Below are 21,730 nucleotides of genomic sequence, written 5' to 3' on the forward strand. Positions count from 1 at the left end.
TATCTTTCATTTTACTCTATCCTGACACAACGGACAGATGCTGCCGAAGCACGGTCCAGACCTGTAAAATTAAGATTTGCATTATTATAATAGAAGTAATAAGCTCCTGTTGTCCCCGGATTACTAGTCCATTGATACCCCCGATATTCCTGATAAGCAATTTTATTAGCTCCCCTATCCAGATAGCCTCCTGTCGGGAAGTAAGAAGTTTGCGAACCATCAATCACAAACAGATGCCCGTAATTATTATCACATTCTGTTTTTGAAGTAAAGATAAATCCCTGATAGCAATTCTGATCGGGCACACAATAACCTTCCGGACAGGGGTCATACACTGTCTTTACATTCTTAGTCAAACCGTCTGAATTTCCCCACAGTCCGTTATTCCGCCATTCATTATGCCAGTCATTCGCAGAAAAGATTCTTGTATCAGGATTGGAGATAGTATAACTCACAGTTCCTACTTCGGCAGAAGTGGTTGCATTGGCAGTTAATTCCTTATCACTCACAGTCGTCGCACTCGAACGGACAATATCAAGCGGACGCGGGAACGGATCTTTGCGCCCCCACTGATACCATGCACCATAAGCATTCTGGTCTTTAGGAGTAACAGAAGTTGCACCCAAATTACGATCCATCATTTTGAACGTTCCCCGTTCCTCGTTAATATAGGTAAGATCCGATGCTTCAGTCACCCAAATATGGAAAGACCATACATTCTTGCCCGATGCATCTCGAATAGCCACAAGGGCATTTCCTTTCACGCCGCTTACAGGGACTTTTAAAGTAGTTCCCTCCAATGCAGGAACAGCAGAAAGAACATCTCCTGATGAAGACGAATTCGTTTGTGTCCACAAAACAGCCGCAGACACAGCCTTATCTACCAATTCCCCATTGACATTCACTCTCGGACGATTTTCATAAGTATAATCTCCTGCCAATGAATAATAAGGTGTAACATCTATTTCAAGTGTTCCTGCAGATGCCGTACGATAACAGTTTGCCTTACCATAATACAACGTCACCGGCAACAATTCCATCGGTTTTACAACTCCGGCTTCAATAGTGAAAGCACCCGGAGTTGCTTGTTCGTAAATCCGTCCGGCAGCATCCGTTATGACGAAAGTCAACCCTTTGGTATAATTTACCGCAGGAAGAAATAAAACAAAGTCTGTATGAGCCGAGGGATTATTATCCGTAGAAAGAGGTACGCTTGTATCACAAGTAACCAATGCAGTAGCCGCAGCAGAAGGAGTGGAAGACTTCCGAAGTGATACGATTCCATCCGCTACATTAACATCAGCTATACCCGACACCTGTTCTCCGTCATTACCGCGTACAGCTACAGACTTAACGCTAATTCCCATTAACTGATAATCAGTCAGTTGTATCCGTACTCCACCACACAGATTCTTAAAAGAGAAGGCTTCACCATCAGAGGCTGCCGCCATCGGCAAAGATGATATTTCACTATCGGCATTAAATGCACCCATCCATTTCTGTCCGGCAAGTGCCGAAAAGTCAACAGCAAGTGTCGTACCTTCAAGTTGGCTGCCTGACGCAGCCGACGCCGGATAAACAGCATATCGGATGGCATCATCTACAGAAGTGTCCACCGGGTCAAAAACAGCGGTACGAACACTACTGGCAGTAGTAGTATAAACAGCTCCATTCGGTGTTGAAGTGCCAAACAGCCGTATCTCATCATTTTGGGTCCAAACCACATTCATGGATGCATTAAGCGACGTGCGTGTTGTGGCGGTAACAGCACAAATGGCCGTAATGGATTTTTCTCCTCCTTTTACGGTCGGTTCCGGAGAAAACGCCTCGTCATCAGTTTGCACACAACTACCCAATGATAAACCAATTACCAGAAGAATCAGAATTTTATTTTTTTTCATGGTCTCGCAAATTTAAAATGTTATCATTATTTCCATGTACCTTCCGTATCGCCATTATTCCAGGACGGTCCGGTACCGGTATCTCCTTCCCCCGGGAGAGGTTCAGGATCCGTAGCAGCTTTCAAAACGATTGGTAACCATTTCTCATAATTCGTAGCAGTCAGTCCAGTGAAGGTATCACTACCATTCTGATCGTATAAGGTAGCATTAAATATCAAACGATCGGCCACCACCCGAAGTAAAGTCCGTGGAATAGCCATTTCGACTACATATCCCTTATCGGCTGCCGTATCACCAAAAGTTCCGTGAACCGCACCCTTACAAGTTACTGAAGAATGACTGCATTTAATGGTATATTGAACTGCATCCGGAATAAGAGAGATTTTAAGAGGAGTTCCGGTAGCATCTCCACCCTGAAAAATCAATTCCATGCTGTCGTCTGTAGTCAAGTCTTTATCAAGACGTTCCACCAGACAATATACATTTTCTGCATCATAAGCAAAGCGGAACACGGCTTGTGTAGTGGACACACTTCCGATAAATAGCGCATCACTGACTGCACTCCAATCCGAGTTGTCGGCGTCTATCACCGGTGTCATTCCGGAGGCATTAATCCGATGATTCAGAACAAACTGTCCAATCTGAATACGGGCAGCATCTTTATTCTCGCTATTGACAAAAGTAGCAGGCATGGCAGCTACAAGAGTATGCGGATCAATAATTTCCGTTGCTCCCCAATATCCTTTTCCACTGAATGGCTGATACGTTTCTCCCCATTGGGAAGCCTCTGCGTTACCCACCTGCATGGTAAAGAGAGAAGAAGCATTGTACGACAAGACAGTCTCTCCCGAGGGGAATTGTACCAGATAAGGTGCTGCAGCCTTCTGCACAAAATTGAGTTTACGGTCCGAAGGCCCTACTTCATCTCCGGTCAATGGAGCCGAAGCCCAGTTGTCGGAGCTCCATGCCATTGAAATATGATAAACGTCGCCTTCATCTCTGAAACGTGTTTCTGTAGCTACTGCAATCTTCGTCGAATTATTTAATTCGCGGGCAGAAGGCATCTGATCCGAATAAATTTGTTTGCCCGAACCATCTATAGCCAGTCCGGTCTTTTGACGGATCACCTTTCCAACGACCGTCCATGTCCGCCCATTATCCATAGAGCGCAGCATGGCAGTCCCCGAATCGGCTGTGAGAGGCTCGCTATCCGTAAAATAGACCTGTATTTCACCCGAACGAAGTTGTAATGCATAAGGTTCCCAAGTCGTTCCCTGATAAATAATCTGGGCAGTCGACCAGGTACGTCCATTATCGGAAGAACGCCTCATCATAATGCCATTACTCTGCGGATCGACCCTGTATCCCTGATTCAAGCGAAAGGAAGCGAATGCCAAAATATCCTTATTTGCCAGAACGACTGCATCACATGATGAGAAACAGCGTGTATCACTGGCACCGGAAGTTTGCCGGGCACTTTCGCTCTGAAACAGAGGACTGGATGCATTCTGCCATGTAATCAGATTAGTACTTAAAGCATAATAGACATTCCAAGCCTGTGGTCCCTGCTGGTATAATAGCAAATAGGTCCCATCACCTAATTTCTTGATACGGGGATAAAGAGCATTCACAGCCGACAGTGCCGGACTTTCCAAAGTCAGCAACCGGCGATAGTCTAATTCGAGAGAACTATTCCCCCATTCATCCGCATGAGAGTTCACTGCTACATTTTCACTTTTATTGAGCGACTGAATAGAGGTAATCTCTCCGGTGACCGGTTCAGGGTCAGGATTTGAATTAGGACGCGGATTGGGCCACTCATCCGTTGAGGTATAAGATGTACAAGCAACGAGAAGCCCCATCACTGTTACCAAAAGGTATCTATGAGTTTTTAACTTTTTCATCATATTCATTCTTTTATTTATTCAATCCGTTATCTATCAGTTTGAAGTCATACTTTTTATAAAATCAATTTCTTGTTGACTATAAGGTGTACCATCCAGACGGAATATATCATGAAACCAGATTTCAGGTTCCGGATCTCCGGCCTTGCTCGACCACTGTAAATGGAAATTACACTTTCCTGCTGTCAATCCCCAACTGATGGCACCTACCTTTTCACGCTTAAGAATCGGCATTATTTCTTCAAAAGTTGAACGGGGACGTCCCATATACTCCTGGCAGATAACCGGACGATCAAACTGCTTCATGAAAGCGATGAATTTTTCCATTTCTTCAGGTCCGTAATAACAGTGAAAGGTCATAACGTCACAATTCTCACCCAGAAAACTGATAATCGGCAAATTACTGCGTGTGCCATGTCCTCCGGGATAAATCCATATCGGAGACGACAGCGGTTGCGAGGGATTCACCTCACGCGCCCAACGGAACACTTCGCGCAACAATGGCATACTGTGTGCTTTCTGCTTGAAGTTTTCCGGTTCGTTATATAAACACCACAATAAAATACGATCATCTGCCTTAAAGGTAGTCATCACATCTTTCACGTAACGTTCCAGACGCGGATACGTTGACGGATCATTGACGGATGGCGCTCCGGGACTCTGTATCCATTGAGAGTTATGAACACCCTGTACAGAAGCCGGTTGTACACCGAGTTTCGGACTCTCAAAACGCCCGCCATTCGTAAAGAAAGTGACGATGGCACGCATGCCATGTTTCTGACAAATACCCAGAAATGTATCCAGTCGTTGTTTAAACCCTGCCGGATCCGCTTCCCACACCATATCATGCAGGAATATGCGTACCGTATTGAATCCGAGTTCCCCGGCACGTCCCAACTCCAACTCCATGGTTTTCGGATCAAAAGTCTCCTCTTGCCACATCTCAAACTGATTGATTGCCGTAGCAGTAACGTAGTTGATACCCACCGGCCATTTTTGAGATGCGTACCATGCGTTTGCTTTTTCCGTCGACCATCTTTCAGCCTGTTGGGCGCAGCCGGTTGTTGTCAATAAAAAGAGAATTGTTACAATCAATATATTCAATCTATTCATAAGAAATCAAATTAATTAAGTTGTTAATACCCAGGATTCTGGTCTTTTGTCTGATCCAATGCCATATTATAATTAAATTCATCGGTAGGGATAGGCCACCAGTAGGCTGCATCTCCCACTTCGGATAAAGCCGAAATACGTCCGGCAGCCAAAGCTGCTTCTGCAAGCTTTCCACAACGCTTCAGGTCATTGTAGCGTTTACCTTCAAAAATCGTTTCGTAGCCACGCTCCTGCAACACCAGTGCAAGGAAAGCATCTTTACTTGCATAATCGGCCAGTTTATAGTCTGAAGAAGATGCTTGTGTCGGTTTCTGTCCGTAAGCACGTCGCCGCACCATATTCAATTTTTCCATGGCATCATCGGTAGGAGCTCCTTTCCAGCGACAAACAGCTTCTGCATAATAAAGCAGAATATCAGCATAACGATATACCGGATTGTCATTGGGGGTTGTACTGCTCCCTGTCCATTCCGAGTCTCTGAATTTCGAGCAAATCATACCCGTTTTAGTCAGTGCATTAAGTGTTCCATTCTGCGTTTGTTTATACAATCCGAACTGATAGCGTAAATCATTCTGGTCCCAATTCTGAATAAATTTATTCTTCTGATAATCGGTATAAATTCCTACAGCTCCCATATTCACGAAAGGATTGGGCTTGCAGAGATACATATAGGCGATGGTCGATCCACTATCGCGGTTGAACTTTATATAGAAAATTTCTTCAGAAGTGGCATTAGCCGTATGACCGTAAAGGTCGAGGAAATCATCCGCTTTGCCAACCTCAACCAGAGAATATCGTTTGGATGAAATAATTAAACCGGCTGCTTCAGCCGCCTCTTCATAGCGACCGGCATAAAGACAAGCTTCTGTTTTCAATGCCAATGCGGCATAACGCGAAGGACGTCCGGCAGATTTAGCCACTTCCGGTAGATTGGATGCAGCATAATCAGCCTCATCAATCACAAACTTCCAGATATCAGCTTCCGGAGTACGGGGTTTATTAAAGTCATTCATGTTCTGTTCATCAAAAAAAGGAACGGCGCCCCAATTTCGTGCCAGCCATGAATAGGCGAATGCACGTAGAAAACGTGTTTCCCCGGTGAGGTTGTTATACTCCTGTTGCGAGAGTGGAGTATTACCTATACCGTCAAGAATATTATTGGCAAAACGAATGGCACGATACAACACCGCCCAGCTATCTTTGGAGAAGCCCACCCCACCACTGGTAAGCCCGGTATCATAAGCTGTGGCATAGTTACCTCTTCCAATACAATAATCCGCCAGTCCTTCTTCCAGAACAATCAGATAACGACTGAATCCCGGATCACGACGGAGTTGGAAATAGATGGAATTGATAACACTCTCCACTTCTTTGGCATTCGCCATAAAAGTCGTTGCATCCACTTTCTTCGGATGTTCTTCCAAAGAGCCCATATCTTCACAGGATGTGTTCATTGCCAGTATCATAGCAAAAGCGGCAATATATATCAATAATTTTTTCATAAGACATCAGTTTTTATATGTTAGAAAGTGAGTCGGCATCCAATCGTATAAGTACGGGCACTAGGATAACAATACGAATCTACCCCCTGAATCATCGAGCTTCCGCCACCATTGGCATTTATATCTGGATCCCAGAAAGGGTAGCTCGTAATAGTAAACAGGTTTTGGGCACTCACATAGACACGGGCGCGCTTGATGAATTTGTTACGGGCACAAGGTACATCGTAGGCCAATTCGAGGTTTTTCAGTCTGACGAAGCTGCCGTCATAAACAAACCGGTCGGACATTTTATAGGAAGTCTGGTCGAGATTGGGATATTTTGCGGTAGGATTTTCGGGTGTCCAATGGTTGTAGTACACCTCGCGCAACGTATTCCCGTTATATCCATAATCATAAGCTTGTGCAGCCATACTAAGCGAATATATATCATTACCTATTGAACTCTGGAAGAAAGCGCTTAGCGTAAACCCTTTATAACTGACTGCTGTAGTTAGATTGACCAGAAAATCAGGATTAGGATCACCGATGATGGTCTTGTCTGCTGCTGTGATGGCAGGATCGTCATCCATATTCTTATATACGATATGACCGTTCTCATCGTATCCATCTTCAACATATCCGTAGAAAACATACATTGGCTCACCCACACGCATCAGATTGAGCTGGTCTTTCAGAATGGTGTTATCCAATTCGCCACCGAAAATATCCTTATCTTCCGAAAGGACTAACACTTTGCTGCGATTGAGCGAGAAGTTGACACCCAAATCCCATTTCACAGCACGATCAATAATCCGCCCGTCGAGTTGCAACTCAAAACCCGAGTTACGGATGGAACCGATGTTACGCAGGGCAGTGGTGTATCCACTTGAACGAGGCATCTCTACATTGTTCAACAAATCAGTCGTTTTCTTCCGATAGTAATCTGCAGTCATGCGGAGGCGATTATTAAACAGGGACAGATCAACCCCCACATTAAACTGTGAGGTTGTTTCCCACTTCAAATCACCGGTGTAGGTATCTGACGGAACATACGCCACTGTTGTATTCTTATCGAATACTACATTTTCCGTCCTCAATGTGTTCTGCGTAGAATACGGTGAGATGGCAGTGCTACCGGTCACTCCGTAACTCAAACGGAACTTTAGATCCGAAAGCCACTCTACATCACGCAGAAAAGACTCTTGCGAAAGACGCCAGGCCGCTGCTGCTGAAGGGAAGTATCCCCATTTGTTTCCTTTACTATAACGTGAGGAACCGTCAGCACGAAGACTGGCAGTCAACAGATAGCGATCAGCATAATTATAGTTGACACGTCCCAGAAATGAGAACAAGCGCCAATCTGAATAAGAAGATGTCGGCAGCCCCTTAACGGTAGCTGCATCCATGTCATAGGTTTCGGTCACATCACTCAAGAAGCCTTCGGCCGTACCCGTTCCCGCAGTTTTCGATGTACTCTGTTCGTAAGTAAAACCGCCCATCACACTCAAATGGTGTTTTTTTAGAAAACTCTTATTATAGGTTATGATATTATTACTTGTGATACCGACTGTCTCTCCAAATGTAATAGAGGCAGCTCCTTGTGAATTAGGGTATTGCAATGACTTGTAATAATCTTTGCGGTTCTGGTTATTGTTAACGTTGGCAGACAACTGAATTGAAAGCCCGTCTATCGGTTTTATTGTCAATGAAGCATTTGCCATAATCCGGTTGGCGTACCATTTATTATCCACTTCTTTCACATAAGCCAACGGATTTACCGGTGCAATCGGTTGTGTTTGGAAGTCATTCCAGGTTCCGTCGTCATAATGAGGTGTCGCTGTTGGCGGCAGAATCAGTGTAGAACCGATAACAGACGTTCCCCGGCTACCTCCCTGCGAATTCATCTGATTATGATTGGAGCGGCTGAAAATCAAGTTGCTCGACACGGTGACATATTTTGATATATGATAATTCAGGCTCGAACGGATAGACATACGTTTATAGCCACTTTCCTTCACGATACCTTGCTGATCGAAATAGCTGGCGCCTAACGTTCCCTGAACTTTTTCTGTACCACCAGAGACATTCACAGAGTGGTCGGTAACAAGTGCATTACGAAACAGTTCACGCTGCCAGTTGGTACTATGCCGAGTAGATTTAATCTCTTCATCGGTATATATCGTCGGCTGATTATTAATCGCTGCTTTTTCATTCAGATAGCTCATATATTCCCAAGCATCGAGTAGCTCAAGTTCTTTAGCCAGACTCTGCACACCGAAGCTGGCATTGTATTCCACCGTAATCTTCCCCTCTTTAGCTTGCTTCGTCGTAATCAAGATGACACCATTGGCACCGCGCGAGCCATAGATAGCAGTTGCGGAAGCATCTTTCATCACTTCAACAGATTCGATATCAGCCGTATTAATCAGATTAATGTCACCCGGAAATCCGTTGATAATCCAAAGCGGTTCATTGTCACCCCGAATAGAATTGGAACCACGTACCCTCACTTGTATTCCGGCTCCCGGCTGGCCATTAGTTTGCTGAATCTGTACGCCTGACACGCGTCCCTGTAATGCTGACGCAACAGAAGTATTTGCATATTCAGTAATGATATCGCCTTTGACGGAAGCTATCGAACCGGAAAGGTCCCGTTTACGTTGTACGCCGTAACCTACCACTACTACTTCATCCAATGTCTCTGTATCTTCTTCAAGAACGAAATTCATTGAACGTACTCCGGCCACCACCTTTTTGCTCTGTGGGGCGTAACCTATAAACGTCACATCAATAGTGGCACTTTCTGGTACATTCTGCAACTCAAACTTTCCGTTAAAATCGGTAACCGTACCGTTGGTGGTACCTTTTACCAATACGCTCGCTCCGATGACCGCTTCTCCCTGCTCATCTTTCACCACACCCGAAATCGTCCGGTTGGTCTTCGTCTGCACCTTTTGTAAAACAATCTGTTTGCCTACTATTTCATACGCAATGTCACTTTTATCAAAGGCCTGTTTCAGCACATCCGAAAGATATTGAGAACCTCCTTTCAGGGAAACAATACGTGACAGAGGGATAGAATTATCGAACACAAAAGTATAATCTGTCTGTTTTTCAACAGCTTGTATCAGATTTTTTAAAGAAATCTGCCTGGCAGCGATATTGACTTTAGTCTCTTTCTGCGCCCATAGCGAAGGGCTGGAAAGCAGGCTGCCCAAAACAAGAATGCTACATAATATTTGTTTTAGCTTCAACATTGTAAACTCATTTAAGGTTAAATAAAGGAATTAATTATTACCTTTGTCTGCATAAAGCAAGGCGATACCTGTGCCATCCGTCTGACGGATAGCATACATACGCAGGTTTTGCTCTTCGGACGTGGAAGATGGCACTCTTCTGCGTCCTTTTTTATTCTTCGATTACTTTCTTCCGGTTATGCTCACCTCCTCTCCGTTAATAGTGTATGTAATCGGAGTCACCCGATTAATGATCTCAAGCATCTCTCGCAAAGATTCTGTTTTAATTGTCATCCAATAACGTTTATTTTCCGGTACATCATGCAATTGAATTTTGATGCCATACCATCGTTCCATTTTTTGAACTATTTCCTGCAGATTCTCATTTTCAATTTTCAGCTTGCCCAATCGCCATACGGATTCTACTTCAGCATCGCAAGCCGCCAATTTACACTTCTCCATTTCACGCAAAGGAATAATGGCTTTCTGATTGGGTTTCATATCTGCCAGCAGCTTGTCCGTTAAAGCCGAGACAACCGTCACGTGCCCTCTAAGCAGTACAACTTCCAATTCTGAATGGTCTCCATATCCATTGACATCGAATGCCGTACCATGAACCAACACTTTCACATCACCCACTGATACATCAAACTGTCTCTTACTGTCTCGCACCACATCAAAAAAGGCCTGTCCGTTCAATTTTACAGAACGGCGGTCTTTGGCATAATCCGTAGAATAGGTCAAAGTAGAACCGGAATTCAACCAAACTTTAGTGCCATCCGGCAAACTGACTTCAGCTTTCTGGCCAACAGGAGCTGTAAATGAGACTAATCCTACTTCTTCCTCTTCCGAAACCAGCAGAGAGAGTGAGAAGCCCAACACCAGTGCCAGCATAGCAGCAATTCCCACTGCCCGATACAACAACCGCCGCGTGTACATCTTCACAGGTTTCACCAGATTCAGATTACTCATTATCTTTCCCCACACACGTTCTTTATCAGGAATTACCGGATGTATTCCCGCATGAGCTATCTGCCAGCTCTCGCACAGTTCCTGAAATTCCTGTTCGTGCCCGGCATCAGCATTCCGCCATTCCATGATTTCTTTCTCCTCCTGCGGAGAAGCAGTTCCCAATAGATATTTAGATATGATAATATAAATGTCTTCCATATTTAAATGTGTTTTATAAGCTCTTTTATTAAATAGACCCGTAACTTTTGAATTACCCTGAAAGCATTCGACATTTTTTTCATAACACTCACTAAACAACTCTATTTTTTCTCATTTAATGCATAAGTCAATGACTTTACCCTAAAAAGAAAAATCACCCTTACTACGATATATTTGTAGTAAAGGTGATTTTAGTAAGCTCAAGGCTTTTCGGACTACTTTAACTATAGCCAATTATTAAGGAAGCATCTCAAATTCAGAGCCAACCCTCTTGATTCTTATATAAAATACATATTTTTTCATTCTTCCATTATAATAACCTTACTTCTGAACCACAATTTTCAACTTACAGGTACGTCCATAGAGTAATGCCACACCGTCATAAGTGAGTCCGGTTATGCCAGCTCCCGAATAGGCTGGCCCCTGGCTTCCTACCACTCCTGTAGGAGTAGCTATTTTACATCCTCCGGCAACTAATGCATCCATATCGTTTGCGGCTTCAATAACATGAATGACACCGTATTTGCCCGCCGCAGTAACAAAGGCAATATAAGAACCGTCTTTTATCTGCAAACTACAAGGATCATTCGGATATCCATCAGACGCATTGACTCTTTGCATTAACATATCGGCACCTCCTTTAGCTATACTTTCCAATACATTCAACGCCTCAAAAGTCTTGACGTCCGAAGCCGCGTTCGCCATCATCACATCAATACCAAGATCAGTAACCTTATCATCAGGTATAAGAGTAAACAACGTTTTGTTGGTAGCAACACCTGCCGGTTTGATCCAGTCATTCACATCATAAGCTCTCCCTATCGGCCCTCCACTAATTCTTGATGCACTGACATAAGAGAAACCTCTGTTTTTAACGGCAACAAAGCTCGGATTTCTCCATATATTGATGAAAGCAAAGTCTACACCATTTGCCTTTGAGCCATATCCTTTAATTTCCTTCAGGCTTAATACATGCTTTTGCACACCTTGTACCATTATTCCCTCTATGGAGAAAATATAAGGTTGATCCGGTTCTGTTGAATGTTCCCATTCGGGTGCCATTTCGATATCGTTGAAAACAAGCGCAACATTATTGTCAACACCCTCAAGACCTTCGATATTGATAATCTTTTCCTCTTTCAACCCCTCTATATCTTCTACCACAATCTTGATTCCATTGGTCTCTTTATTGTCTACAACAGTTTTTAGGATAAATTCCATTTCCAACGGATTGCCTGATACCGGAATAGTCGTATATTCCTTCAGGTCACCCAGTACTTTATTACACAACGTATGTTTTATAGACTTAATGCCCACAGCAGAACGAATCACTACAGAAAGAGAAACCTCTTCATCGGGTACTAAAACAGGGAATTCTGATGGTTCGGTGAATATCTGGGATGGAAGTTTGGTTATCTTTTTAATAGGTATTACCTTTTGTGCCGTTTTTGTCAAAACGTCCGTTGATGTTACCAGTATTCCGGCTGCTTCACGCGTATTGACCTTGACATTCAAGTCAAATTCAAGTGTCATATCAGTTTGCAGAGTATCTATCTTTAAACGTTGGCGTTCAGTCGCGTTTATCTCTTCATATTCTCCATTTTCATCCATCTTCAACAAGGTAGCATATATGCTATGTATACCCACAGCAGAAAAACTTTTAGCAGATACAGTCACCGTCGAGTTATACTCCACCACATCTATTTCGGAAGGAGAAGTGAGTTCTACAGTAGGTGGCGGATACGCGTTGTCGTCCGAATAATCAGACTCACTATCACTACAATTTGTCAACAACAAACCCCATGGAAGGGCAAGTATCAGGATCATTATATTTTTGATATATTGCTTCATGACCGTTCATTTTTTATTTTAAAGATTCGATTTGTAATTGAAAACAATGTAAATCTCCGCTTACACTTGTTTCGGTTACCCCCCTAAAAGCCCATTTGTGTGAAGTCAGGACAAATATACAATACTCGGAGTCTCTATTTCTATTTTCCACTTCTACGAAAGAATAGGTATCAGAAGTTAAGTTAGAAGTAATTGCCGACTCAAGATTAGGCAATAACGCACGTTTAACAGTGCCTACCAGAACCGTCTGTTCGTTTACCTTTTTCTTGAAAACGTCGACAGCCGGAGCTATCAGGTCTTCACTATTTAATGATACAGAACAGAAGAGCATATCTATTCCGTTCACTGCTTCTGTTTTTGTTTCAAGATATCTGCAATCGTTTTTTACTACATATTGTGTCATTTCGGAAATAGTAGAAGGAAAAAGAACCGTACTGCCGATTATCTTTTTCTCTCCGTTACTATAGCTGACAGGTACAAACACCGGCACTTTCTTACTCTCTCTAGCAGTCTCCGTACCCGTATTTATGATTGCAGTTTGCCCATAGACAGCGTTCGTCCTGTCCAACAATGCCACTGAATGAACAGTGTTTCTGATAGATGACGCCACCTCTTTATAACTACAAGAGCTAAATAAATTTTGCTCTGACAAGTGCGCATAAACCAATACGTTAGTTGTTCTGAACCGGTTCCATTCCGGAATATTTTCTCCCTTGTTATCCTCATCACTACACGAAACGAACAGGCAAGAGATGACACATATAAATAGCAGATATAGATAGTTTGATTTCATATTCCATTCATTTTATAAATTCAACTTCAGCAAACAAAGCCCTGTGGTCAGATACTTCCGGATTAGATAAAACTTTAAACGACTTCACTTTCCACTTATTCTGTGGAAGTCCGAATATATAATCAATCTTGATTGTCGGCTGATCTGCCGGATAGGTGAATGTATCATCGCAGATTCTCTGCCAGTTCTTCATTACCTCACAAATCACATTAGAGTCGGTCCGGGCATTAAAATCTCCCCCCCAGCAGTGTCGGGGTATCTCCCGTACCAATCCGTTCATTAATCTGTTCAGCCATTGCGCTCCTTATCAGGTCCGTCGAATGATCCAGGTGAGTCGTTCCTATCCTGATTACGTCTGAAGTTCCCGGTTCCTGAATATCTACATATAATAGTGTCCGGGGTTCTTTGGCTCCGTCTATACCTTCAAAAGTTTTGTTATTGATATAAACAAAAGGATATTTTGAAAGGATAGCTACTCCATATTCTCCACCACCAGTATCCATCGCTTTCCCGAATACGGAAAACAATCCCAACTCCGCAGCCAGTTGAGTGGTGAAATCCTGATTTTTATTCCTTTTTGTGTTGTAATCTATCTCTTGCAACATTACAACATCCGGATTGTATTTCCTGATAAATACAGCATACTCCTTCACCGAGTAACCAGTCATCTGTCCGGACATCCGGCAATTATAGCTCATTATTTTAAGAGCCTGCGCATACGTACTTTGATACGCAAAGAAGAAAAGGCATACCCATACAATGGGCTTTAAAAGTGCTTTCATAAATTTGTTTTTGTTATTAGATTAAGTTTACTTATTCAACGGTATATGTATATTCTGATATTTTTTTAAAGCTAACCGGTGTTATGGATTGCATCACCTCCAACACATAGTTCAAATCGTTCCCTTTACAAACGAAGTCGTACGTAAACGAAGCAATCTTTTCGTTTTTAACTGTAATCTCTATATCAAAATGACGCGAGAGTGTTGTAAGCACCTCTTTCAATGATGCATTTCTGAAAATAAGCCGGTTACTCTTCCAACTCGAAGCATCATCGTGATATCTATCAGTTTTTATTTTTATTACATTACTCCTTTTCTCATAAACTGCAGTTTGTCCGGGAAGCATTTGCTGCATAGGCCTGCGGCTTTGCACATGCCCGATATTTATACTTCCTTCGTCGAGTGTAGTTTTGATTACCTTATCCGAAGCGTATGCTTTTACATTGAAACACGTTCCCGTCACTTGTATTTTCACATTCTCGGCAAGTACCTGAAAAGGGGATTTCTTGTTTTCTGCTATCTCAAAATAAGCCTCTCCTTCCAGCGTAACATTCCTGTTGTATTTTGCAAACTGTTCCGGATAGGTCAATTTAGAATCGGCATTTAACCACACCCGGCTACCATCGGGAAGTAATACGAGTAGCTTCTCCCCCCTTACAGCACAGACCTCCCGATAAACAAGGTTTGCCTCATTATGACTTTGATAGAAATTATATCCCACACCTATCACTAGCAAAACAATTGCACAGGCTACCGTCCACTTAAAGAACAATGGCATCCTTATTCTCCTGTTCTTTCGTTTTTCTTCCCGCATCACGGCTTCCTGAATATTCTTATAAATGCGATATTCATCAAAAGGAGGCAATTCTCTGTCGCCCAATTCGAGCTGTTTGCCTTCTATTATCCTCTGAATGTCGTCATCCATATATTTCCCGATGCCGTCAACTACTTCAAAGTCCTGATTTGTATGTTTCTTTTTTGATTTCATATTTCAATATCTATTAGTAATACACACTGTTACAAAAAAGTATTATACAGACTACGTTAAACCGTGTTAATTCAAAAGAACGTTCCATATCAGCAAAAAGTGATAAAACTACATCATACAATAAAGCAACAACAAGCTAAGCTCTCCCACTGTCGCGCGAATCTGCTTCAAAGATTGGCTATATTGAAATTTAATTGTATTGATCGAAAGATTAAGTTTATCAGCTATTTCCTGATTGGAGTATTTTCCCGAAACTTTCATTTCAAAAACCTTGCGGCGTTGCGGCGAAAGTTGCTCAAGAGCTTGCTGTATAATGTTCATTTGTTCTTGCTTAAGGTTTTCATTTTGAGAATTGTCTTCCAATTCCAAAACCATTGAAAGACAATCCTCAAGCAAATAGATATTTTTCTTTGAATCTCTCAACGTATTGAGCAGATCGTTCTTCAACATCGTAAAAAGGTATCTGTTTATAGGTTTTGTTTCGTCGATCTCTTCTTTTTTCAGCCAGAGTTTTAAGAATAAGTTCTGCACGGCATCTTCAGCCAATTCTTTATTCAGCAAATATTTAAATGCCAAAGAAAAGGTCTGCGCCGCATACGTCTTGTATACAATACTAAATGCCAGCTGGTTCCCCTCTTTCAGAGCCTTAACCAAAGCTTGGGCTTCATCCTGTGAGTATTTCTGGGACATCTTAATCATTTTAAATATGAAAATAAAAAGCTTATTATATCAAGTCCTTATTTTCAAATATATTAATTCTTTCTGATATAGCATGATTCGCGAACAACAAATGAAACAGGCCTCTTATTTATTTCACCAGTCTTTGATATTTGCTGAATAAAAAGGTGGAGAAGGATAATAATCCGTCAGTTGTTGAATGAACATCTTTTCGAGTATCCTTCCGATCAGTTGCATTTACCCAACCTTCTTCTATTTCTTTTAATTCATCTTCAAGTTGCTTCTGATCCACCTCTACACCTTCCCCAACCGCTTTGATGAATGTATTGATATACACCTCCCAGCGTTTTGCATAATAATCTCTTATCAGTCCTGCCCACGAACGGCTGGCATAATCGTTCAGGCTTCCTCCCCAAGTCGTAATCAAGTTGCGAGCGTTCTTTTCATAATAGTCTTTCAACTGGGGAGAATCTCCCATCTTCCGTGCATCATCAATCCATTTATCCAGCGAACAGTAAGGATGAAAAGCATTCAGCTTATCCAAATCATGCAATATCTCCTTCATTTTCTCGCCGCAAGCTTTCAAAGCCTGATAGTCTTTAGCTTCAACCATCCTGTCAAACTCCATTTTCACATCAAGAAAGTAGTTTCCAAGCACCTGTCTGCCTACAGTAATCAAATCCAGGCGAAAAGCATCTCTCCGGTCAGAAGGTGCTTCGTTCAGTTTTCTCCAGACCTCTAGTAGTTCAACATTGCTGTACACATTACTTGTCCGTTTTTCACTGTTCTTATTCAATGCAGGGCGATACCCGGGTAAAGTACCCAATGTGCGCGGCACTTGTGCATAAATGTCATTGAATAATCGTTTCCAAGCATCGCGCACAGACTGCGACACGCATCCCACATGCCTGTCAGCCAGACATTCAATCCATTTATTATCATCTACATTCAGGTTCCATGCTTTCTCAAGAATGTATTCGTAGGGAAATTGCATCACATCCAATCCTTCCAGCGTAGAGCCGATTCCTTTAAGGTTGCCTCCACCGTTAATAAGAGCATTCTCAAGTCGTGCGCCACTTTCTTTGACGTTACCTGTCAAAGTCGTGTTTCCCCCGAAATTGCCCAGATAACACCAAATATAGGGCTGATCATGAAAATGCTCTGTTCTTTTCCATAATTCAACATTTTCACAATGATAATCAAGTAATATCATTTTATTCTGTGGCACTCCTGTCAGCAAAGCCTTCATTCGCTCGGAAGTCCATTTATCTTTATCAAAATAAAACATCCATGTCATTTGCATCCATTGGGCTTTGGGATCGGCAGCCGTCAATGTAGCGTACATATCCGAAACTATCTTCCGCAAATATTCGGGTTCGAAACTGGGCGGGTCAACCTCATTGAAAGGATCTAAACCATAAATATGATCGATTCCGAAAAGTTTTTTTTGTTCATCAAGAAATAGCTTCTGAATTTTCGCAAACAAAGCATCGTTAGGGTTCAGAAAATTACAACGGTATGCATCAGCAAAGCCGGCCCATTTGCCCAAATGTTGAATATCGGCCTCGGGATAGAGCCGTTTTAAATCGGCAGGTACATGTCCGGCAAAGGCTGGCAATACAGGCTTCATATTCAATTCACGCTCACGCGCGAGTATTTTTTTCTGCAAGCTTACCTGGTGTTCCAGCCATTCCATCGGCAACGGACCGTTCCAACGATCTATGTTAGCCATCCGATGCCAGGGCAGATACGGCGGTCCCGTGAAGTAAGAGCGTATTTCGATGTCCGACATTCCCATTTTCGACCAGACTTTATACCACACGGCTTCTTGTCCAGTAATTGCCAAAGGCATATTTATACCATTAAGGGCCATCCAGTCAATAAAACGTTCCCATTCTTTCCATTGCCACCAAGGCATCGTGTAACCATACGTGCAGTAATTCAGGAAAAAACGAGTATCCACTCTCGCTTCCGAAATCACCTTCTCACCAACCATCGGCAATTCTTCAGGAATTTCAACGGCTATATCCGCATACCAAGACACTGTAGTGAGACAGTAATATTTCAAGTAATGGTTCAGTCCCATCGCCATTGAATTGGCGTTGTTTCCACCGATTACAATTTTATCTTTTACGGACTCTATTGTAAAGCAGTCTTTCTCTCCTTTTAACTTTTGAAACTGAAAACTCTCGATGTATGACGGTAGCAAACGTTTCAATAATGCTTCCGCAACAGCTACGTCTTTGTCTTTAGCCTGAAGAGCCAACGACATAAGCAGCATAACCAGACACGTGTATACACTTTTTCTTTTCATCCTGATTTATAATTTTATATAGATTTTTCTTTTTAACAAAATATATCCCAACAGCCCATTGCACAACAGGAAAAATACACCGTACATAAATGAACCGAAGTAATTTCCGAATAACGGGTTAAGCAAATTATTGAATACAGCCGTATGGATATGCCAATGCACAAGCAATCCTCCGGCTATGCAGCTAAACACATAAATTACAAGCGGATTCGCTCCAAATGCTTCAAAAAACGAAAACCACTTTTTATTCTGCTTCACATCAATGATATAAAGCAGCAATGCCAATGACAATGCCGCAATCCCACAAGTAAGCAAAACAAACGAAGGAGACCACAAACGTTTATTCAAAGGACAGGCATAGCTTAACAAATAGCCGGCAAACAACAGCGTGGTACCTATAAGGAATAGATTCAGCATCCGGCGGTCATTGTCTTTAATATCGATGATTATCTTTCCGCAAACAAAACCTATCATCACTTGAGACACAGCGGGAATCGTACTAAGTATCCCCTCGGGATCGACAAACTGGCGGCCCTGAAGATACATGTGGTTAGACCCTAAAATAGCCGAATCAATCATCCCGACGATATTATCCGCACTTTTTTCAAATCCGTTTCCAAATAACTGAAATATAAAGTAGACAATCAGCAAAATGATGGCTAATGGCATAAACCGCTTATGTGGTATTGTTACAGCCAATAAGGCTGTAATGCCATAACAAATTCCGAGCCGTTGCATAACTCCCATCAACCGGAGCTGACTCAAATCAAAATAGTTACCACTATCTATTGCTGTTATGAACCACTCCATAACCAGACCAATAAATATTAATAAGAGACTTCTTTTTATGATTTTCGCAATGGCCGGTCGACACTGGAAGTTATACTTACACAAGGAAATGTAGGTCGAAATACCCATCAGGAACATAAACATCGGGAATACCAGATCGGCCGGCGAAAAACCATCCCACTTGGCGTGTGCAAAAGCGGCAAAGTTATACCCGCACTTTCCTGTATTGTTGACCAAGATCATCCCGGCAACAGTAATACCCCGAAGTACATCAAGCGAAAGTAACCGTTTGTTCGGATTCATAATATTTGATTCTTTTAATTACTTATTATATATAAAATAGTCGTTCCGGCAGCTAACACTATCCCTATAAGCGATTCATAAGGTATCAGCTTCAGACGTTCCTTAAAATTGAGTTCGCATACGCCTCCTGTCGCATGAAAGAACGAACCATGTGGCAAATGGTCAAGAACTGTAGCTCCGGAATTAATCATAGCCGCTCCCCAAACTGCAGAAATGCCTATAGCCAATATCGTTTCAGCAAACGAAGAAGAAGCCAGTGTCGCTCCGGCTGTTGTCGATGCGGTAGCCGCCGACATCAACGCGCCTGATATAGGAGCAATCAATGCATCACTAATATGAGCATGATCTAATCCTGTAAGAATCCAGTCTTTCAAAGAAGAGTTCTTTATGATGCCGGCAATAGTCCCGGTTCCTATCAACAGAATAGCTACCACAGACATCTTTTGCAGTCCATATTCTATACTCGGAAGAATGTTTTTCCATTGTTTCATACAGATAGCACCACATAAGCCACCTACCGGCAAAGCTATCAAAGGATCAATATTGATTCCTGCCGCAGGACGTAATGCCAATAAAACAATCGTAACAACAGGAGCAATCAGACTGGTTCTTAACGAGGGCAGATTTCTCTCTTCCTCTTTATCCTCTGTTTGCATCATCATTTTTTTGTTTTTTACCGATTGAGGCATCAGACGGACAATAACGAAAACAGTGAAAAACAAACCGACCACTGCCGGTAAAATATTGGCAAACATTACAGACGATAAATCCGCATTAAAATTTCCGGCTGCTATAATAGTGTTCGGGTTAGGTGATATGATATTTCCACATTTACCTCCCCCGATCATAGCAATAAGCAATACAGATGGAGACAGGTTTAGACGCTTGCCTATCGAAAGAGCCACCGGCGCAACGGTTATCACAGCCACATCAATAAAGACGCCTACCGTACAAAGCAACATCGTTGCGAGTGCCAATGCCATAAATACCCGTTTTTCACCCATTTTGTTTATAATCGCATTGGAGATGACCGTGGTAGCCCCGGTTTGTATTAATATGCCTGACAAGACTCCAGCTGTCAGAATCCGCAATACCGCCGGGGTGACCTCTTTCACCCCTTCGGTCATCACCGTAACGGTCTCATTTAAAGATAGTCCTCCCAACAACCCTCCGACTATCGCTCCGATAATCAGACTGTATGTCGGAGAAAGCTTTCTTATGATTAACAGTATGGATAATGAAAGCCCGATTAATGCGCCTATCGCTGTCATTGAGTATTATTTAGTAAATTGTTTTATGATTCTCACCACCTGTCGCACCGTTCTCTCTATGTTTTCTTTCGTAAACTCCGATCGCATCGCCTCTTCAAGTGTTACCGGAAAAGGTTGAATAGGCAGTACGGCAGTAAACCCCATCCTATTTAGCGCTTCGGTGGCTTCGACCGCTCCCCCCAACGCTATCACCGGAACCTGACATCTCTCACCGACACATAAAACTCCGTCCAGCGCCTTTCCCATACCAGTCTGGCGATCCAGTTTCCCCTCTCCGGTCAGTATCAGGTCTGCCTGTCGGACGACCTCTTCGAAACGAAGCGTTTTCAATATAACTTCTATTCCGGATTGCAATTCTGCATTCAAAAACGGAAGCAGGCCACCTCCCATTCCTCCGGCTGCTCCGGCACCGGGAAACTGCGATATATCCATATTTGTATATTCCTTTATCACCTGTGCATAATGCCGCAACCCATTGTCCAACTCTATCACTTGCAAACTATTTGCCCCTTTTTGGGGAGCATATACATAGGCCGCACCCTCTTTTCCAAAAAATGGATTACTAACATCACAGGCGATCGTAAAGTGACTCTCCTTCAATGCCGGATTCAATTGGGAAATATCTATTTGATAAACTTTTATCAGATTTTCACCGACAGGCTCCAACTCACCGTTTCCGCTATCTAAAAAGCGTGCACCTAAAGCCTTCAGCATACCAATTCCCGCATCATTCGTAGCACTTCCGCCGATACCGATAATGAATTCCCGACACCCGCGTTTTAATGCATCAGCAACCATCTCTCCAACTCCATAAGTCGTAGTCTTCATGGGGTTTCTCCGATTTGAATCAATCAATGGCAGACCGCAGGCCGAGGCCATTTCGATAATAGCCATCGCACCATTGTTTACGATACCATACGATACTTCAATTGGCTTCATGAATGGATCATGCACCCGACATGACACCGTTTGGGCATGAAGGGCAGAGCATAGAGCTTCTGTAGTCCCTTCGCCGCCATCAGCTATGGGGAAACGTATAATCTGACAGTCGGGTAATTCCTCCTGAATCGCTTTTTCGGCAGCTTTCGCTATCTCGAAAGAACCGACCGAACCTTTAAACGAGTCGAATGCCAATACAATCTTTTTCATAAAAGCT

Annotated in this window: 16 protein-coding genes; all 16 read right to left on the reverse strand. The window is 42.7% G+C overall.

Annotated elements, in window-relative coordinates; translation table 11 throughout:
• Positions 1-11: 11 nt before the first annotated feature.
• A complete protein-coding gene (locus HMPREF9010_RS23250) occupies positions 12-1,901 on the reverse strand; it encodes a hypothetical protein (RefSeq protein ID WP_008776976.1) in 1,890 nt (629 codons plus the stop codon).
• A gap of 26 nt (positions 1,902-1,927) precedes the next feature.
• Positions 1,928-3,805: a hypothetical protein gene (locus HMPREF9010_RS23245; RefSeq protein ID WP_083792328.1), complete on the reverse strand. Its 1,878-nt coding sequence runs from the start codon at positions 3,803-3,805 to the stop codon at positions 1,928-1,930.
• Positions 3,806-3,841: 36 nt separating this feature from the next.
• Positions 3,842-4,918: a cellulase family glycosylhydrolase gene (locus HMPREF9010_RS23240; protein ID WP_004317506.1), complete on the reverse strand. Its 1,077-nt coding sequence runs from the start codon at positions 4,916-4,918 to the stop codon at positions 3,842-3,844.
• A gap of 23 nt (positions 4,919-4,941) precedes the next feature.
• On the reverse strand, positions 4,942-6,420 hold the full coding sequence (locus HMPREF9010_RS23235; RefSeq protein WP_004317504.1) for a RagB/SusD family nutrient uptake outer membrane protein: 1,479 nt from the start codon (positions 6,418-6,420) through the stop codon (positions 4,942-4,944).
• A 20-nt stretch (positions 6,421-6,440) separates the two neighbouring features.
• On the reverse strand, positions 6,441-9,656 hold the full coding sequence (locus tag HMPREF9010_RS23230; protein ID WP_008646402.1) for a SusC/RagA family TonB-linked outer membrane protein: 3,216 nt from the start codon (positions 9,654-9,656) through the stop codon (positions 6,441-6,443).
• 162 nt (positions 9,657-9,818) lie between these two features.
• Complete coding sequence (locus tag HMPREF9010_RS23225; protein WP_008646404.1) at positions 9,819-10,805, reverse strand: FecR family protein; 987 nt, start codon at positions 10,803-10,805, stop codon at positions 9,819-9,821.
• Between the two features lie 321 nt (positions 10,806-11,126).
• Positions 11,127-12,656: a hypothetical protein gene (locus tag HMPREF9010_RS23220; RefSeq protein WP_008646405.1), complete on the reverse strand. Its 1,530-nt coding sequence runs from the start codon at positions 12,654-12,656 to the stop codon at positions 11,127-11,129.
• A 13-nt stretch (positions 12,657-12,669) separates the two neighbouring features.
• Positions 12,670-13,449, reverse strand: a complete 780-nt coding sequence (locus HMPREF9010_RS23215) for a hypothetical protein (protein WP_008646406.1) — start codon at positions 13,447-13,449, stop codon at positions 12,670-12,672.
• 7 nt (positions 13,450-13,456) lie between these two features.
• The gene (locus HMPREF9010_RS26430) at positions 13,457-13,642 is read right to left on the reverse strand and encodes an endonuclease/exonuclease/phosphatase family protein (RefSeq protein WP_232284300.1); all 186 of its coding nucleotides are present in this window, start codon (positions 13,640-13,642) and stop codon (positions 13,457-13,459) included.
• Positions 13,643-13,676: 34 nt separating this feature from the next.
• Positions 13,677-14,231 (reverse strand): endonuclease/exonuclease/phosphatase family protein, encoded by a 555-nt coding sequence (locus HMPREF9010_RS23210; protein WP_232284301.1) that lies wholly within the window; start codon positions 14,229-14,231, stop codon positions 13,677-13,679.
• 31 nt (positions 14,232-14,262) lie between these two features.
• Positions 14,263-15,219, reverse strand: a complete 957-nt coding sequence (locus HMPREF9010_RS23205; RefSeq protein ID WP_008646407.1) for a FecR family protein — start codon at positions 15,217-15,219, stop codon at positions 14,263-14,265.
• A gap of 108 nt (positions 15,220-15,327) precedes the next feature.
• On the reverse strand, positions 15,328-15,909 hold the full coding sequence (locus HMPREF9010_RS23200; RefSeq protein ID WP_004317492.1) for an RNA polymerase sigma factor: 582 nt from the start codon (positions 15,907-15,909) through the stop codon (positions 15,328-15,330).
• Positions 15,910-16,027: 118 nt separating this feature from the next.
• On the reverse strand, positions 16,028-18,211 hold the full coding sequence (locus HMPREF9010_RS23195; protein ID WP_008646408.1) for an alpha-N-acetylglucosaminidase: 2,184 nt from the start codon (positions 18,209-18,211) through the stop codon (positions 16,028-16,030).
• Between the two features lie 6 nt (positions 18,212-18,217).
• A complete protein-coding gene (locus HMPREF9010_RS23190) occupies positions 18,218-19,303 on the reverse strand; it encodes an acyltransferase family protein (protein ID WP_008646409.1) in 1,086 nt (361 codons plus the stop codon).
• A 14-nt stretch (positions 19,304-19,317) separates the two neighbouring features.
• Positions 19,318-20,574, reverse strand: coding sequence for a GntP family permease (locus tag HMPREF9010_RS23185; protein ID WP_008646410.1), 1,257 nt, complete (start codon positions 20,572-20,574; stop codon positions 19,318-19,320).
• 6 nt (positions 20,575-20,580) lie between these two features.
• A complete protein-coding gene (locus HMPREF9010_RS23180) occupies positions 20,581-21,723 on the reverse strand; it encodes a glycerate kinase (protein ID WP_032852400.1) in 1,143 nt (380 codons plus the stop codon).
• Positions 21,724-21,730 lie beyond the last annotated feature (7 nt).

The sequence above is a fragment of the Bacteroides sp. 3_1_23 genome, from assembly GCF_000162555.1.
Lineage (GTDB): Bacteria > Bacteroidota > Bacteroidia > Bacteroidales > Bacteroidaceae > Bacteroides > Bacteroides ovatus.

Excerpts from the sequence above, each read along its gene's own strand:
- HMPREF9010_RS23180 (WP_032852400.1), bottom strand. The coding sequence starts at position 21,723 with ATGAAAAAGATTGTATTGGCATTCGACTCGTTTAAAGGTTCGGTCGGT.
- HMPREF9010_RS23210 (WP_232284301.1), bottom strand. The coding sequence starts at position 14,231 with ATGAAAGCACTTTTAAAGCCCATTGTATGGGTATGCCTTTTCTTCTTT.
- HMPREF9010_RS23215 (WP_008646406.1), bottom strand. The coding sequence starts at position 13,449 with ATGAAATCAAACTATCTATATCTGCTATTTATATGTGTCATCTCTTGC.
- HMPREF9010_RS23225 (WP_008646404.1), bottom strand. The coding sequence starts at position 10,805 with ATGGAAGACATTTATATTATCATATCTAAATATCTATTGGGAACTGCT.
- HMPREF9010_RS23250 (WP_008776976.1), bottom strand. The coding sequence starts at position 1,901 with ATGAAAAAAAATAAAATTCTGATTCTTCTGGTAATTGGTTTATCATTG.
- HMPREF9010_RS23230 (WP_008646402.1), bottom strand. The coding sequence starts at position 9,656 with ATGTTGAAGCTAAAACAAATATTATGTAGCATTCTTGTTTTGGGCAGC.
- HMPREF9010_RS23220 (WP_008646405.1), bottom strand. The coding sequence starts at position 12,656 with ATGAAGCAATATATCAAAAATATAATGATCCTGATACTTGCCCTTCCA.
- HMPREF9010_RS23195 (WP_008646408.1), bottom strand. The coding sequence starts at position 18,211 with ATGAAAAGAAAAAGTGTATACACGTGTCTGGTTATGCTGCTTATGTCG.
- HMPREF9010_RS23205 (WP_008646407.1), bottom strand. The coding sequence starts at position 15,219 with ATGAAATCAAAAAAGAAACATACAAATCAGGACTTTGAAGTAGTTGAC.
- HMPREF9010_RS23185 (WP_008646410.1), bottom strand. The coding sequence starts at position 20,574 with ATGACAGCGATAGGCGCATTAATCGGGCTTTCATTATCCATACTGTTA.
- HMPREF9010_RS26430 (WP_232284300.1), bottom strand. The coding sequence starts at position 13,642 with ATGAAGAACTGGCAGAGAATCTGCGATGATACATTCACCTATCCGGCA.
- HMPREF9010_RS23200 (WP_004317492.1), bottom strand. The coding sequence starts at position 15,909 with ATGTCCCAGAAATACTCACAGGATGAAGCCCAAGCTTTGGTTAAGGCT.
- HMPREF9010_RS23240 (WP_004317506.1), bottom strand. The coding sequence starts at position 4,918 with ATGAATAGATTGAATATATTGATTGTAACAATTCTCTTTTTATTGACA.
- HMPREF9010_RS23190 (WP_008646409.1), bottom strand. The coding sequence starts at position 19,303 with ATGAATCCGAACAAACGGTTACTTTCGCTTGATGTACTTCGGGGTATT.
- HMPREF9010_RS23235 (WP_004317504.1), bottom strand. The coding sequence starts at position 6,420 with ATGAAAAAATTATTGATATATATTGCCGCTTTTGCTATGATACTGGCA.
- HMPREF9010_RS23245 (WP_083792328.1), bottom strand. The coding sequence starts at position 3,805 with ATGAAAAAGTTAAAAACTCATAGATACCTTTTGGTAACAGTGATGGGG.